The following is a 15,316-nucleotide window of genomic DNA, read 5'->3' on the forward strand; positions in this document are numbered from 1 at the left end:
CCGAAGGCTGCGATCTTTTGAAGTGTCAGGCTTGCAGATAGCGCAACACCGAATCGCAAATCATCTCGCGATGACGCTGCTTGATGCTTTCGTCCGGCAGATCAATCTGAAAAATCTCACTGAACGTGTGGCGGTTCGACACGCGATAGAAGCAGAACGAACTGATCAACAAATGCACATCCAGCGCATTGAGCCCGGCGCGGAATACACCCTCCTCGGCACCCCGACGCAGTATCTCGCCCAGTGAATCGAGGATGGTGTTGTTCATCGCCTTGATCGCGTCGGATCGCTTCACGAACTCCGCGTTGTGGATGTTTTCGATGCACACGATGCGCACGAAATCGACGTTGCGGTCGTGATGATCGAAGGTGAACTCGACCAGTCGCCGAATCGCCACCACGGGCGGCAACTCAGTCAGGTGCAGGCGGTTTTCGGTGTTGCGGATATCGCCGTAAAGTTTCTCCAGCACCTCGACGTACAACTGCTCCTTGCTGCCGAAGTAGTAATAGATCATGCGTTTGGAGGTGTGGATGCGCTCGGCAATCGCGTCGACGCGGGCACCGGACAATCCCTGCTGGACGAACTCGACGATCGCCTCCTGCAAGATGTTCTCACGGGTCTTTTCCGGGTTGTTCTTGCGACTTTTGCGCGGCTCTGCGACGGACTCGACGGGAGCTGCGGAAAGTTCTGAATTTATTGTCATTGCGGGCTCACGGCCTTCACTGCACAGGCTGGCGATTATGGGCCGAGCCGCACAGTGAAGGAAGCCGCGCGACCCGTGTTTAATCCCGCGTTTACGAATTTCCTACAACTTCGCCTGGCGCACCGCGCCACTGCGTGATTTGGCCATCGCGGCCAAACGCACCGCAACGTTCGCCGCGCCATACCCGGCATAGCCATTTTTGCGCTGGATGATCTCGAAGAAGAAGCGCCCTTCGAACGGCTCGGTGTAGACGTGAAAAAGCTCGCCACCCTGCGCGTCGCGGTCATACAGCACGTTGTAATACGCCAGCTCACTGAGGAATTCGTCGTCGAAATCAAAACGCGCGGCGAGATCGTCGTAATAGTTGAGCGGAATATCCAGCAACGGCACCCCCGCCTCTTTGGCTCGACTGACTTCGGCGAAGATGTCATCACAATCGAAGGCGATGTGATGCACACCGGAGCCGCGATAGCTCGACAGTGCGTGGGAGATCGCCGTGTTGCGGTTCTCGGAAATATTCAACGGCAAACGGATCGAGCTATCGCGACTGCGCAGCGCACGGCTCTTCACCAGACCATACGGGTCGGGCAAGACCACTTCATCGTCCGCCTCGAAATCCAGCAGGCTTTTATAAAACAGCACCCAACTGTCGAGGCTGTCCGCCGGCAATGCCATGGCCATGTGATCGATGCGCTTGAGGCCGCCACGTCCCGGTGCGTCGGGCAGCAGATTGAAGTCGGTGCCGTAGACATCCGCCTGTTCATCCACCAGATAAATCAGGCTGCCGTCCGGCGCGCGTACCGCCGCCAATTCCAACTCGTTCGGCCCGACCAACCCGCGATAGGGCTGACCTTTATAAGCAACGGCACGGGCCAGCGCGCTGGCGCTGTCCTTGACTCGCACAGCGGTGGCGCACAGCGATGGGCCGTGGGCCTCGAAGAAGCTGTGGGCAAACGAGTACGGTTCAGAATTGAGGATCAGGTTGATATCACCTTGGCGCAGCAGGCTCACACTCTTGGAGCGGTGCTGTCCAGCCTTGACGAAACCGAGTCGTTCCAGCCAGTTCGATAGCTTGGCGCCGAGGCTTTCATCGACGGCGAACTCAAGAAACTCGACGCCGTTGTACTCGCTGGCCTTGGGCGTTTCGAAGAGAATTTCGCGATTGGCAACGGGGGTCGCGTCCTGCTCCAGGCGCAGCCGAGTCTTCTCCTCCAGGTACAGCAATGAACGCAAACCGTCGGCCGCGTTAGCCCGTGGCGGCGCGGCACGGAAACCATCGTTGAAGATTTCCAGCGACAGCGGCCCGGTGTAACCGCTCTGGATGATCGGCGCGAGGAAGCCCGGCAGATCGAATTCACCCTGCCCCGGAAAACAGCGGAAATGTCGGCTCCACTCCAGCACATCCATTGCCAGGATCGGTGCGTCAGCCATTTGTACGAAAAAGATCTTGTCGCCAGGAATGTCGGCGATGGCAGACGGATCGCCTTTCAGCGACAAGGTATGGAAGCTGTCGAGCAACACGCCAAGGCTTGGGTGGTCGGCCTGACGCACGATGTCCCAGACCTGTTGATAAGTGTTTACGTGTCGACCCCACGCCAGCGCTTCATAACCGATGCGTAACCCGCGTGCCCCGGCGCGCTCTGCCAGAAGCCGCAGGTCATCTATAAGAATTTGCTGATCGCCAACGCTGTCGGCCGAGGCGTTACTGCACACCAGCACCAGATCGGTACCCAATTCCTGCATCAGATCGAACTTGCGCTCCGCCCGCTCCAGATTGCGCGCCAGCCGATCGCGGCGGCAGCCTTCGAAATCACGGAACGGCTGGAACAGGGTGATGGCGATGCCGAGATCGGCGCACATCTGTTTAATTTCCCGCGGACTGCCGTCGTAGTACAGGAGGTCGTTTTCAAAGATTTCCACCCCGTCGAACCCGGCGGCGGCGATGGCTTCGAGTTTTTCCGGCAGGGTGCCGCTCAAGGAAACCGTGGCAATGGAACGCTGCATGTTTCTACTCCCGGACTGCGCCGTTTGTGACGGGTGATCATTTTTATCGTGGTGAAATTATTGGCTGCATCCCCTCGCGCAGCAATTTAAAGTGTACTACCCGGTTAGTTTTGCGGGCGATTATCGAACACAATGGCGGTTTGACGAATTGACGATTTTTCGTCCACTGCCCAACATCGACTGCACATTGAGTCCGGACATGAACCACCGGTCGCAGTGTTCGACAACAAAAGAACACCAAATAAAAAATCCAAAAACGGGTGGAACACATGATTCCTTCAAAGACTTCCCGCATGGCCCCGGCCATGAGCACTGCCACCGGTGGCATCGGCGACAAGATCCGCGGCGCCATGGCGGTCGGCAAAACCCGTTGGGGCATGCTGGCGCTGGTATTTTTCGCCACCACCCTGAACTACATCGACCGCGCCGCCCTCGGCGTCATGCAGCCGATCCTCGCCAAGGAAATGAGCTGGACGGCGATGGATTACGCCAACATCAACTTCTGGTTTCAGGTCGGCTACGCCATCGGTTTTGTCCTGCAAGGGCGGTTGATAGACCGGGTCGGCGTCAAGCGCGTGTTCTTCTGCGCCGTGCTGCTCTGGAGCCTGGCCACCGGCGCTCACGGCCTGGCCACTTCGGCGGTCGGCTTCATGGTCTGCCGGTTTATCCTTGGCCTGACGGAAGCGGCGAATTACCCGGCCTGCGTGAAAACCACGCGCCTGTGGTTTCCCGCTGGTGAACGTGCCGTCGCCACCGGCATCTTCAATGCCGGCACCAATGTCGGCGCCATGTTCACGCCGATGCTGTTGCCGCTGGTCCTTCACGTATGGGGCTGGCAGGCGGCGTTTCTGTGCATGGCGGCACTGGGCGGGATCTGGCTGTTGTTCTGGGGTTTGAAGTACTTCAACCCGGAAGATCACCCGAGCGTGAAACAGTCCGAACTCGACTACATCCAGCAGGAAGTCGAACCGGAACAGGCTCGCGTGCCGTTCTCGAAAATTCTGCGCATGCGCGGCACCTGGGCCTTCGCCCTCGCCTACTCGCTGACCGCGCCGGTGTTCTGGTTCTACCTGTACTGGTTGCCGCCGTTTCTCAATCAGCAATACAACCTGGGCATCAACGTGACCCAAATGGGTATCCCGTTGATCATCATCTACGTCACCGCCGACTTCGGCAGTGTCGGTGGCGGCATTCTGTCCTCGTTCCTGATCGGTCGCGGGATGAACGCGATCAAGGCGCGGTTGCTGTCGATGTTGCTGTTCGCCTGCTGCATCATCGGGGTGGTCATGGCCGCCGGGTCCGCCAACTTGTGGGTCGCGGTGGCGGCGATTTCGCTGGCCATCGGCGCGCACCAGGCCTGGACCGCGAACATCTGGAGCCTGGTGATGGACTACACGCCCAAGCACATGATGAGTACGGTGTTCGGTTTCGGCGGCATGTGCGCAGCGATCGGCGGGATGTTCATGACCCAGATCGTCGGCCACATCCTCACCGTCACCAACAACAACTACACCGTGCTGTTTACGCTGATTCCGGCGATGTACTTCCTCGCGCTGACGTGGATGTACTTCATGGCGCCGCGCAAGATTCCAGCCATCACCGAGTGATACACCCCCTGTAGGAACTGCGGCACGCTGCGATCTGTTGATCTTGTTGTTAAAGATCAAAAGATCGCAGCGTGCCGCAGCGCCTACAGGGGGTTGTGTCGCTACTTGCGGCTCTGCTGCCACGCCGCCGCCAGGCCGCTGCAACAGATCACCGCAATACCGATCACCGTCAACCCGCTCGGCGTGTGATTGAACAACAGCCAGCCCAACAGCCCCGCAAACACAATCTGGCAATACCCGAACGGCGCCAGCAACGCCGGCGCGGCATGGCGGAACGCCTGGGTCAGAAACAAGTGCGCGGTCATCCCGCAACTGCCCAGCGCCAGCATCAGCCCGGCATGGGTCAACGTTGGCACCTGCCAGAAGAACGGCACCAGCGCACTCATCACCAACGTGTTGCACAACCCGGCGAAAAAATTGCTGGTGGTCGGGCTGTCGACTTCGGCGAGCTTGCGAGTGAGCAATTGGTAGAAGCAGAAAAACAGCGCCGAGCACAGCGGCAGCAAAACAGCCGGCGTGAACAGTTCGCCACCGGGATGGACGATGATCAGCACGCCGATAAAACCGCAAATCACCGCGATCCATTGACCACGGGTCACTCGCTCCTTGAGCAGTGGCACCGACAACGCGGTCACCAGCACCGGCGCCAGGAAGTTCACCGCCGTGGCTTCCGCCAGCGGGATGTACATCAGCGCCGTGGTGAAGAACAGACTGGTGCCGAGCAGGCAAAGTGCGCGGATCAACTGCCACAAAGGCTTCTTGGTGCGCAGGACGCGCAACCCGGATTGCGGCAGAAAAATGCCCGCCATCAGCAGGGTGTGCACCACGTAGCGCGCCCACACCACCATCACGATCGGATAAAACCCGGAGAGGTATTTCGACAATGCGTCATGACTGGAGAACAGGAAAGTCGCCACGACAATCAGCATGATCCCTTTGAAGGGTTGGTTGACGCCGGACAACGGTGTACTGACGGTCATGGGCACTCCTTTGTAAACACTGCCAAACAATCTAGAGCCAGGCGTCAGACTCTCACAGAGAATATTCATAATAGTGGGCGAACAGCGCACCAAATGGTTCAACACCGGCTTCAATGATAACGAGCAAGACAGCAGAACTTTTGATGACGCGAAGTTATAGTCCTGATCCTGCACGTGAACCCGGATTCACGCGCCAATAGAACCGCCGGGCCAACCCGGGTGTCTGACGACCGGACTGGCGCCATACTCACGCACCAGCAACACTCATCATCACGTTCAATAGAGGATTCCCACATGCTATGGAAAAAAGGCCGACGCAGTGACAACGTCGTCGATGCCCGTGGTGATGACGCCGGCGGTGGCATGCGCTTTGGCGGCGGCAAGGGCCTGAGCCTTGGAGCAATTCTGCTGATCGTCGGCATCGGCTGGATCACCGGGCAAGACCCGATGCAGATCCTCGGCCAGCTCACCGGGCAAATGTCCGAGCAACCGGCAGCCACTTCGCAGACCCGCCAGGCACCGCCGGCGAACGATGAACAGGCAGAGTTCGTCCGCTCGATCCTCGGCGATACCGAAGACACCTGGGGCACGATTTTCCAGCAGGCCGGGCGGCAATATAAAGATCCTACCCTGGTGCTGTTCAGCAATCGGGTCAACTCCGCGTGCGGTATGGCCACATCGGCTACCGGTCCGTTCTACTGCCCGGCAGACCAGAAGGTCTATCTGGACATGGCGTTCTTCCAGGAAATGTCGCAACGCTTCAAGGCGTCCGGAGACTTCGCACAAGCGTACGTGATCGCTCACGAAGTCGGACATCACGTGCAGACGCTTCTCGGTGTCTCGGCGAAAATTCAGACAGCCCGCCAGCAAGGTCGGCAGATGGAGGGCGACGGTGGCTTGCTGGTGCGTCAGGAACTGCAGGCCGATTGTCTGGCCGGTGTCTGGGCCTACAGCGCGCAGAAGCGCCTGAACTGGCTGGAACCGGGCGACATTGAAGAGGCCATGAATGCGGCCAACGCCATCGGTGATGATCGCTTGCAACAACAGGGTCAGGGTCGTGTGGTGCCAGACTCGTTCACTCACGGTACGTCGGCGCAAAGGGTGCGCTGGTTCAAAACCGGATTCGCGCAGGGCCAGGTAAGCCAGTGCGACACCTTTGCGGCGAAAAACCTGTAAATGCACAAATGGCTTTTGGCTTTGCTGATCGTTGGCAGCACCGCGCAGGCGGCTGGCGTCGACGCAATCAGCCCCGGGCGATTGCAACTGAAGGCCGGGGAAATGGCGGTGGGTATCGGCCCTGCGCCGGAGAAAATCGAGCGCGTGCTGATCGTCATTCATGGTCGCCTGCGCAACGCCGAGACCTATCGCAAGAGCGCCGAAAGCGCGGCAGAACTGGCGGGGCAAACCGCGCACACGCTGGTGATCGCCCCGCAGTTTCTCAATGAAAGTGACGTGCCGTTGTACTCATTGCCCGCGACGGTGTTGCGCTGGAAAGGCAACGAGTGGATGGGCGGCGGTTTTTCCACAGGTCCGAATCCATTGAGTTCCTATGCGGCGCTGGACGAAATCGTCGCCCGTATCACCGACCGCAAACAGTTTCCGGACGTCAAACAGATCGTGATTTTTGGCCACTCAGGCGGAGGCCAGGTGGTGCAGCGTTATGCCCTGCTCGCCAAGGATCAGCCTGCGCTCAAGGCCAACGGCATTCGCCTGCGTTACGTGGTAGCGAACCCTTCCTCGTACGCCTATTTCAATGAACAGCGGCCCGTGGCATTCGATCACGCGCAATGTCCGGGCTTCAATCGCTGGAAGTACGGTCTGTCAGACATGCCGGTGTATGCCGGTGGGCAAACGGCGCTGCAGCTTGAAAGCAGTTACATCAAACGCGAGGTGATTTATCTGCTCGGGCAGCAGGACATCGACCCGCAGCATCCGGCGCTGGACAAGAGTTGCTCGGCAAAAGCGCAGGGGGCGTATCGCCTGGAGCGAGGCAAGATGTTTTTCGGTTACTTGCTGCGCCGCCATCCGGAAGGCGTGAATCAGCGCTTGGTTGAGGTGCCGGGGGTTGGGCATAACGGCGACGAGATGCTGACGTCGCCGGAGGGGCAGAAGGCTTTGTTCGAATAAGTCCTGTAAATGATCTGGCGCCATCGCTGGCAAGCCAGCTCCCCCAGTGGTTTGTGTCAGACACATTTTTGCATCCACTGAAAATCCCTGTGGGAGCTGGCTTGCCAGCGATGAGGCCAGTTCAAACAACCGGGATATCAGGTGAACAACATCCGCCGCAAATCGACACAATCCTGCGCATGCCAATCCGTCAGCTCCGGCCACGGGTTATCCGGCAGATTCACCAGCACCGTGCGCGCGCCCGCCGCACGGCCGCAGTCCAGATCAAAGCGGTAATCGCCGACCATCACCATCTCACTGGCCGACACGTTCCAGGCCTCGGCCAGTTTCAGCAAACCACCCGGGTGCGGCTTCGGTGGTGCTTCATCGCGGCCCAGCACATCGTCGACGGCAAAGCAGTCAGCCAGGCCGATTGCCTCCAGGGTCACATGCGCCAGTTCGCGCGCGTTGCGAGTCAGAATGCCGAGGCGATAACCGCGCGAGTGCAGATCACGCACCAGCTCCACTGCACCCGTCGCCGGGGTCGAACCCAAGGCCAGATCGCGCTCGTGTTCGAGCAGCCACGCATGCTTGGCCGCCGCTTCATCGGCCGGCAACGCGGCGAGATGGGTGAGGATGTCGTCTTCGGGCGGAATCGCCAATGCCACGCGAATCGCCGCGAAGTCATGCACCGCGACGGTCAGGGTGCCGTCCATGTCGAACACCCAATGGCGGACGTCAGCCAGGCTCATGCCCAATCCTTGCGATGCCGAATCAGGCCTTCCTGGGTGACCGAAGCCACCAGTTGCCCAGCGCGATTGAACACGCTGCCACGGGAGAAACCACGCGAGTTGCCGGCCCACGGACTGTCCATCGCGTAGAGCAACCAGTCATCGGCACGCAGGTCATTGTGGAACCACAGCGCGTGATCAAGGCTGGCAACCTGCATGTCTTTCTGCCAGACCGATTTTCCGTGAGGCAACATCGAGGTGGTCAGCAGACCGAAGTCCGAGGCATAGGCCAGCAGGTATTTGTGCAGCGCCGGAATGTCGGCCAACGCACCGTCGGCGCGAAACCACACGTATTTCACCGGGTCCGCTGGCTGCGGGTTATACGGGTCTTTTTCGGTGACCGGGCGCACTTCGATCGGCTTCGGACACAGCAGTTTTTCGCGCATGTGCTCGGGGATCAGGTGCGCACGTTGCTGAGTCAGCTCCAGCTCCGACGGCAGGTTTTCCGGGCCGACCACAACCGGCATCGGGGTCTGGTGCTCGAAGCCTTCTTCGTCGTACTGAAACGAAGCGCTGCACGTGAAGATCGGATGGCCCTTCTGGATTGCCGTCACGCGACGAGTGCTGAAGCTGCCGCCATCGCGCACGCGATCAACCGAATAGACCACCGGCAACTTGGCATCGCCCGGACGCAGAAAATAACCGTGCATCGAATGCACATGGCGGGTTTCTTCAACGGTCTGACTGGCCGCCGACAGCGACTGGCCGAGCACCTGACCACCGAACAACTGACGGAAACCCAAGTCCTGGCTACGGCCGCGGAAGAGGTTTTCTTCGATCGGTTCCAGGGTCAGCAAATCGACCAGATCTTCCAACACTTGGCTCATTCAGGCTCTCCTCACACAAAGCTATACCGCGCAGTCTTGGCTACGGCGGTCGATTCAGATTCTGGCGCAGGCCAATAATTTGGCGGCCATTGTAAACGTCCGTGTCGGCTTATCCATGCAAGGTTTGCAGCCATTGTTCCCGGGTAATGCGATACAGCACATGCCTTCTTAACGGGTGATCGACGGCGAGTTTCGGATGATCAAAGTCATCGGCCGGCGCGTGATGCATGCCGATCGCCTGCATGACTTTCTCCGAAGGCAGATTGCTTTGTGCGGTGAAAGACACGACCTCTTTCAAGGCCAATCGATCAAAGCCGCAGCGCAGAGCGGTCCACGCCGCCTCACTGGCGTAACCCAGGCCCCAATGTTCCTTGGCCAGACGCCAGCCGATTTCCACTGCCGGCGTGAATGAGGCGTCGAAACCGACGACACCCAACCCGGTGAATCCGATGAACTCGCCGCTGTCCTTGCGCTCCAGCGCCCACAAACCATAGCCATGCTCGGCAAAATGTCCGCGTACCCGGCCGATCAACGCGGCACTTTCCAGTCGGCTCAAGGGTGCCGGAAAGTAGCGCATGACCTGAGGATCGGCACACATCGCCGCAAATGCCGGCAAATCTTCGTCCTGCCACTGACGCATCAGCAGGCGTGCGCTTTCCAGTTGCAGTATCGGCTCCATCGTGCCCCTCCGTTTCCATGCCGCAAGTCTACATCGCTGGTAGGATCCTTCACTCTTTCCAACGTTCCCACGCGAAAAAGCCATGCCATTGCCGCTGATCTACCACGAAGACTACAGCCCCGAGTTCCCAGCGGATCACCGCTTTCCCATGGACAAGTTTCGTCTGTTGCGTGATCACCTGGTCGACAGCGGCCTGACCCGTGACGCCGATCTGTTGCGTCCGCAGATCTGTCCCAACGACATCCTCGCGCTGGCCCATGACCGTAGCTATATCGAACGCTACATGAGCGGCGAGTTGTCCCGCGAAGACCAGCGGCGCCTCGGCCTGCCGTGGAACGAAGCACTGGCGCGGCGCACGGTGCGGGCGGTCGGCGGTTCAATCCTCGCCGCGGAAAAAGCCCTGGAGCATGGCCTGGCCTGTCATCTGGCGGGCGGCACCCATCACGCGCATTACGACTACCCGGCCGGGTTCTGCATCTTCAATGACCTGGCGATCATCAGCCAATACCTGCTGCAAAGCGGCCGGGTCAATCGCGTGCTGATCTTCGATTGCGACGTGCATCAGGGCGACGGCACCGCGCGCATCCTGCATGACACCCCGGAGGCGATTACCGTGTCCCTGCACTGCGAGAAGAATTTTCCTGCACGCAAAGCCGAAAGTGACTGGGACATACCGCTGCCCAAAGGCATGGGCGATGCCGACTATTTGAAAGTGGTCGACGACACGCTCAACTATCTGCTGCCGCTGTATCAACCGGATTTGGTGCTGTATGACGCCGGCGTCGATGTGCACAAAGACGACGCCCTCGGTTATCTGCAACTGACCGACGAAGGTGTCGCCGCCCGCGATGAAAGCGTGATGCGCCATTGTCTGGGCCGCGACATCCCGGTGGTCGGCGTGATCGGCGGTGGTTACAGCAAGGATCGCCACGCCCTCGCCCGCCGCCACGGCATTCTTCATCACAGCGCGCAGCGCGTCTGGACGTCACACGGTTGTCATTGAGTTGTGCTGCGTTACCCACAATCGCTGTGGAACTGCCTGTGGATAACCTGAGTGAAAGGGACTACAGGCCACAGCGAACATGGCGTACAACGCGGTGGTTGTTTTTTAACCAACATTTGAATTGCTCCACAAATCCCCTGTGAGAGCGAGCCTGCTCGCGAAGAAGTCGGTCCTTCCAACATCAAAAGTGACTGACCCACCGCTTTCGCGAGCAGGCTCGCTCCCACAGGGATCTCCCCCATTGGCCTGCGCTGTTAGAATGCGCGCCTTATCTCGCCATACCGCAGCGCACGCCATGACTCAGAACACCGCCTCCTCCCCCGCTCACGTCGCCATCATCGGCGGTGGCCCTGCCGGCCTGATGGCCGCCGAAGTGCTGAGCCAGGCGGGAGTACGCGTCGATCTGTACGACGGCATGCCCTCGGTGGGCCGCAAGTTTCTGCTGGCAGGCGTCGGCGGCATGAACATCACCCATTCCGAAGCCTACCCGGCGTTCCTTTCGCGCTACGCCGAACGCGCACCGCAGATCGCCCCGTTGCTTCGCAGCTTCGATGCCGACGCGTTGTGCCGCTGGATTCACGATCTGGGCATCGAAACCTTCATCGGCAGCTCCGGCCGTGTGTTCCCCACCGACATGAAAGCCGCGCCGTTGCTGCGCGCCTGGCTCAAGCGTCTGCGCGACAGCGGCGTGGTTATCCACACCCGCCATCGCTGGCTCGGTTGGGATGAACACGGCGCGCTGCGCATCGACAGCCCGGAAGGCGAGAAAACCCTCAAACCCGACGCCACGCTGCTCGCCCTCGGCGGCGGCAGTTGGTCGCGACTCGGTTCCGACGGCGCGTGGATGTTGCCGCTTGAGCAGCGTGGTGTAGGACTGGCGCCATTGCAGCCAAGTAACTGCGGCTTCGAAGTGCAGGCCTGGAGCGAATTGCTTGTCAGCAAATTCGCCGGCGCGCCGCTGAAAAATATCGCCATCGGCTTGAACGACGACATTCCGCGCTTGGGCGAATGCGTGATCACCGCGACCGGCATTGAAGGCAGTCTGATTTATGCGCTGTCGGCGCCGATTCGTGAGGCGATCAACGCGCACGGCTCAGCGGCCATTCACATCGATCTGTTGCCCGGCCGACCTGTGGATAAATTGCAGGCAGCGTTGAGCAAGCCACGCGGTTCGCGGTCGATGGCCAAGCATCTGCACAGTCAGGTCGGGATTGATGGGGTGAAAGCGGCGCTGCTGCGTGAATTGACTGACGCTGCAACCTTTGCTGATCCGGCGTTGTTGGCCCGGGCGATCAAGGCATTACCGGTGACACTCGTGAAGACCCGTCCTTTGGATGAGGCAATCAGCAGTGCTGGCGGCGTGACGTTTGAAGCGCTGGACGAGCAATTGATGCTCAAGGCGTTGCCGGGGGTGTTCTGCGCGGGCGAGATGCTTGACTGGGAAGCGCCAACGGGCGGCTATTTGCTGACGGGGTGTTTTGCCAGTGGGCGGGCGGCGGGGTTGGGGATTGTGCAGTGGCTTAAAAGCAGCGCCAGGTTTTAAGCCACAAGCTGCAAGCTAAAGCACAGCGCTTTTAACTTGCAGCTTGCAGCTATCCACTCGAAGCTGCTTTTACGGCTTGCGCTTGCGCGGCCCAGTGTTGAACACAGGCACCTTGCGCACAGGTTTGATCGAAGGCTCTGGCGCCTGCGTCTCGCCGCTGTCGACCCATTTACCCAGGTTGCGCTTGCCGCCACCGCCGGAAGTTTTCGGCTTTTTCGGTTTCTTCGGCTTCTTGATCACCTGACCGCTGGCATCGGTATCCGGCACGCGGTGTTCAGGCTCGAAGTCCGGTTCGTTCTGACGCTTCAACGTCTGACGCGTGAGCATCTCGATCGCCGACAGCATGTTCACTTCATCGGCACATACCAGCGAAATCGCTTCGCCCGTCGCACCGGCACGGCCAGTACGGCCGATACGGTGAATGTAATCCTCGGCCACGATCGGCAGATCAAAGTTGACCACCAGCGGCAGGTCTTCGATGTCCAGACCACGGGCCGCGACATCGGTGGCCACCAGAATCTGCACTTCGCTGAGTTTGAAACGATCCAGCGCACGCTGACGGGTCGCCTGCGGTTTATCACCATGGATGCCGTCCGCGTTGACGCCCAGGCCCTGGAGTTTTTCCACCAGCGCATCGACGCCGTTGCGGGTCTTGGCGAACACCAGCACTTGCTTCCACTTGCTCTTGCGCATCAGATGCACGAACAGTTCGGCCTTGCGCTTCTTGTCCACCGTCACCACCCACTGCTTGACGGTGTTGGCGGCGACGTTGCGCGGGCTGACTTCGACGCTCAGTGGGTCGTTGAGCATCTGCCCGGCCAGCAGGCGAATATCGTCGGAGAAGGTCGCGGAGAACAGCAGGGTCTGGCGCTTTTTCGGCAGCATGCGGTAGATGTTCGCCAGTTCTTCGGAGAAGCCCAGGTCGAGCATACGATCGGCTTCATCCAGCACCAGGGTTTGCAACTGATCGAGTTTCAGCGCGTTCTGGCGGAACAGGTCGATCAGGCGACCAGGCGTGGCGACCAGCACATCGACGCCGCCGCGCAGCTTCATCATTTGCGGGTTGATGCTGACGCCGCCGTAAACCGCGTAAGTGCGCAGCGGCAGGTTTTCGGCGTACTGGCGCACAGACTCATGAACCTGTTCGGCCAACTCGCGGGTCGGCACCAGAATCAGCGCACGCGCCGAGTTCGCGGTGACTTTTGGGCCTTCCATGGCCAGCAACTGCAACAGCGGCAAGGCAAAACCGGCCGTTTTGCCAGTGCCGGTCTGGGCCGCAGCCATCAGGTCGCGACCGGCCAGAACGGCCGGTATGGCTTGCGCCTGCACAGGCGTCGGGGTCTGGTAGCCGAGCTTCTCGAGAGAGCGCAGCAAAGGTTCGATCAGGCCAAGGGAGGCGAAAGTCATGGGAGTACCGTAGGAAAATTCAGCGCAATTGTGCGACACGAGTGTGCAATGCCGCGCAGTTTACCCTAATTCGTACGCTGTTCCGCGGGAACGGCTGTCGGCGCTGCGACTGGCGGCAGTACTGGCCGGCGCCACTGCGGCAAGCCAATCAACACCACAGCGCTGATGATCACCAACATCGCCAGCGCCTCTTCGATACCAATCGTCTCGCCAACAAACACGATCCCCAGCAACACCGCCACCGCCGGGTTGACGTAGGCATAACTGGTCGCTGCGGCCGGGCGCACGTGCTTGAGCAGGTACATGTAGGAATTGAAGGCGATGATCGAGCCGAAGAAAATCAGATACGCCAGCGCCAGCCAGCCTTCAATCGGCGGCAGCGCTTGCAGATGTTCGCCGCTCAGCGTGCTACCGATCAGCAGCACCACACCGCCGACCAGCATTTCCACGGCACTGGCCATCGCACCCTGCGGCAGCGGCAGATGCCGGCTCCACACCGAACCAAATGCCCACGCCGCCGCCGCAAAAATCAGCAACGCCGCACCCAGCGGACTCGATTGCAGATTCGAGCCCATGTTGAGCATGGCGATGCCGACAATGCCCAAGCCCACCCCGGCCCACTCGAGACGGGTATTACGCGCGCCCCAGAAATAACCGCAGAGCAACGTGAACAGCGGCACCGTCGCCACCGCCAACGCAGCAACTCCCGAAGCCACCCCCGAGTGCTCGGCCACACTCACCGCGCCGTTACCGAAGCTGAGCAACAAAATCCCGATGATCCCCGCCGCTTTCCACTGCGCCCACGTCGGCGCCGGTGCCCCGCGCCAGCGCAGGAAGCCGTACATCAACGCGCCGGCAATCACAAAGCGCACGCCGCCCAGCATCAGCGGCGGCCAATATTCGACGCCGATGCGGATCACCAGATAGGTCGATCCCCAAATCACATACAACGCAAAAAAAGCAGCGATCAGCGGCAAGGAAAAACGGCGCAGGGCAGACATGAGCAACTCGACAGTCAGCGTCAGGAGACTGGATATTCTAGAAAGGCCAGCCGGCAAAAATAAGTTACAAAACCTGTTTATCGCGCCGGTACACTTTGGAAAGCACGGAGATCAACGGCATAAACCACGATTTCGAAAGTCTGCCGATTTCAGGAGTTCACCCCTTGGACAAATACGACCGCATGCTGCTCAGCGCCCTACTCGAAAACGGTCGAGCGTCCTACGCCGACCTGGCGCGCAAAGTGAACCTCTCCGCCCCCGCCGTGGCGGAGCGTGTGGCCAAGCTTGAAGCAGCGGGAGTGATCACCGGCTATGAGGCAAAAATCGATCTGGCGAAAATCGGCCTGCCGATTCAGTGCGTGATCGAACTGCGTCTGCACCAGAACGGCAGTCAGAAGGTCTACGACGAACTGGTGAAAATCCCCCAACTGACCGAGTGTTTTCGAGTGACGGGCGATCCGTGCGTGATCATGAAGGCCGCGGTGGGCTCGATGCCAGAGCTGGAGGAGTTGATCAATCGTGTGGCGAAGTTCGGGTTCAGCAAGACGTCGATTGTGCTGTCGAGCGCCATCGAAAAGCGCGTGCCGCTCGGGCACATCGAAAGCAACGGCAAGTAGAGCTCTCCTGTAGGAGCTGCCGCAGGCTGCGATCTTTTGATCTTGCTC

14 protein-coding genes are annotated in these 15,316 nt (G+C 59.9%); 6 read left to right on the forward strand and 8 right to left on the reverse strand.

The genetic code is table 11. The annotated features are described in order from the left end of the window. Positions 1–25: 25 nt before the first annotated feature. Both JJD74_RS09145 and quiC read right to left on the reverse strand, forming a co-directional pair. Positions 26–703 carry a TetR family transcriptional regulator gene (locus JJD74_RS09145; protein WP_047303349.1) on the reverse strand — a complete coding sequence of 226 codons (678 nt, stop codon included), beginning with the start codon at positions 701–703 and terminating at the stop codon, positions 26–28. A 102-nt stretch (positions 704–805) separates the two neighbouring features. Then, positions 806–2,707 carry a 3-dehydroshikimate dehydratase QuiC gene (quiC, locus tag JJD74_RS09150; protein WP_047303351.1) on the reverse strand — a complete coding sequence of 634 codons (1,902 nt, stop codon included), beginning with the start codon at positions 2,705–2,707 and terminating at the stop codon, positions 806–808. A gap of 269 nt (positions 2,708–2,976) precedes the next feature. Here quiC and JJD74_RS09155 point away from each other — a divergent pair, with 269 nt between their 5' ends. Continuing rightward, positions 2,977–4,314 carry an MFS transporter gene (locus JJD74_RS09155; RefSeq protein ID WP_200613150.1) on the forward strand — a complete coding sequence of 446 codons (1,338 nt, stop codon included), beginning with the start codon at positions 2,977–2,979 and terminating at the stop codon, positions 4,312–4,314. A gap of 101 nt (positions 4,315–4,415) precedes the next feature. Here the strand turns inward: JJD74_RS09155 and JJD74_RS09160 are convergent, their stop codons facing one another. After that, entirely contained in the window at positions 4,416–5,294 is an 879-nt protein-coding gene (locus tag JJD74_RS09160; RefSeq protein ID WP_047303516.1) for a DMT family transporter, read from the reverse strand. A gap of 294 nt (positions 5,295–5,588) precedes the next feature. Between JJD74_RS09160 and ypfJ the strand changes: the two genes are divergently transcribed. Both ypfJ and JJD74_RS09170 read left to right on the forward strand, forming a co-directional pair. Beyond that, a complete protein-coding gene (ypfJ, locus tag JJD74_RS09165) occupies positions 5,589–6,470 on the forward strand; it encodes a KPN_02809 family neutral zinc metallopeptidase (RefSeq protein WP_200613153.1) in 882 nt (293 codons plus the stop codon). After that, complete coding sequence (locus JJD74_RS09170; protein ID WP_042561191.1) at positions 6,471–7,421, forward strand: alpha/beta hydrolase family protein; 951 nt, start codon at positions 6,471–6,473, stop codon at positions 7,419–7,421. Between the two features lie 137 nt (positions 7,422–7,558). Here the strand turns inward: JJD74_RS09170 and JJD74_RS09175 are convergent, their stop codons facing one another. The 3 genes from JJD74_RS09175 to JJD74_RS09185 form a co-directional block, all read right to left on the reverse strand. Further along, a complete protein-coding gene (locus JJD74_RS09175; RefSeq protein ID WP_200613156.1) occupies positions 7,559–8,152 on the reverse strand; it encodes an HAD family hydrolase in 594 nt (197 codons plus the stop codon). Then, positions 8,149–9,018 (reverse strand): acyl-CoA thioesterase II, encoded by an 870-nt coding sequence (gene tesB / locus JJD74_RS09180; RefSeq protein ID WP_047303520.1) that lies wholly within the window; start codon positions 9,016–9,018, stop codon positions 8,149–8,151. Before tesB ends, JJD74_RS09175 begins: the two co-directional genes overlap by 4 nt. A 109-nt stretch (positions 9,019–9,127) precedes the next feature. Continuing rightward, positions 9,128–9,697 carry a GNAT family N-acetyltransferase gene (locus tag JJD74_RS09185; RefSeq protein ID WP_047303522.1) on the reverse strand — a complete coding sequence of 190 codons (570 nt, stop codon included), beginning with the start codon at positions 9,695–9,697 and terminating at the stop codon, positions 9,128–9,130. An 82-nt stretch (positions 9,698–9,779) separates the two neighbouring features. Between JJD74_RS09185 and JJD74_RS09190 the strand changes: the two genes are divergently transcribed. Beyond that, the gene (locus JJD74_RS09190) at positions 9,780–10,700 is read left to right on the forward strand and encodes a histone deacetylase family protein (protein ID WP_047303524.1); all 921 of its coding nucleotides are present in this window, start codon (positions 9,780–9,782) and stop codon (positions 10,698–10,700) included. Positions 10,701–10,995: 295 nt separating this feature from the next. Next, positions 10,996–12,243 (forward strand): TIGR03862 family flavoprotein, encoded by a 1,248-nt coding sequence (locus tag JJD74_RS09195; RefSeq protein WP_200613160.1) that lies wholly within the window; start codon positions 10,996–10,998, stop codon positions 12,241–12,243. 69 nt (positions 12,244–12,312) lie between these two features. Here the strand turns inward: JJD74_RS09195 and JJD74_RS09200 are convergent, their stop codons facing one another. Together JJD74_RS09200 and yedA are read right to left on the reverse strand one after the other, a co-directional pair. Further along, positions 12,313–13,650, reverse strand: coding sequence for a DEAD/DEAH box helicase (locus JJD74_RS09200; protein WP_042561197.1), 1,338 nt, complete (start codon positions 13,648–13,650; stop codon positions 12,313–12,315). A gap of 65 nt (positions 13,651–13,715) precedes the next feature. Next, positions 13,716–14,651, reverse strand: coding sequence for a drug/metabolite exporter YedA (gene yedA, locus JJD74_RS09205; protein WP_042561198.1), 936 nt, complete (start codon positions 14,649–14,651; stop codon positions 13,716–13,718). A gap of 164 nt (positions 14,652–14,815) precedes the next feature. On the opposite strand from yedA, the gene JJD74_RS09210 reads away from it, so the two are divergent. Next, positions 14,816–15,268 (forward strand): Lrp/AsnC family transcriptional regulator, encoded by a 453-nt coding sequence (locus JJD74_RS09210; protein WP_200613163.1) that lies wholly within the window; start codon positions 14,816–14,818, stop codon positions 15,266–15,268. The last annotated feature ends 48 nt before the right edge of the window (positions 15,269–15,316 follow it).

It is taken from the genome of Pseudomonas sp. MF6776 (assembly GCF_016613125.1).
Taxonomy (GTDB): domain Bacteria; phylum Pseudomonadota; class Gammaproteobacteria; order Pseudomonadales; family Pseudomonadaceae; genus Aquipseudomonas; species Aquipseudomonas iridis.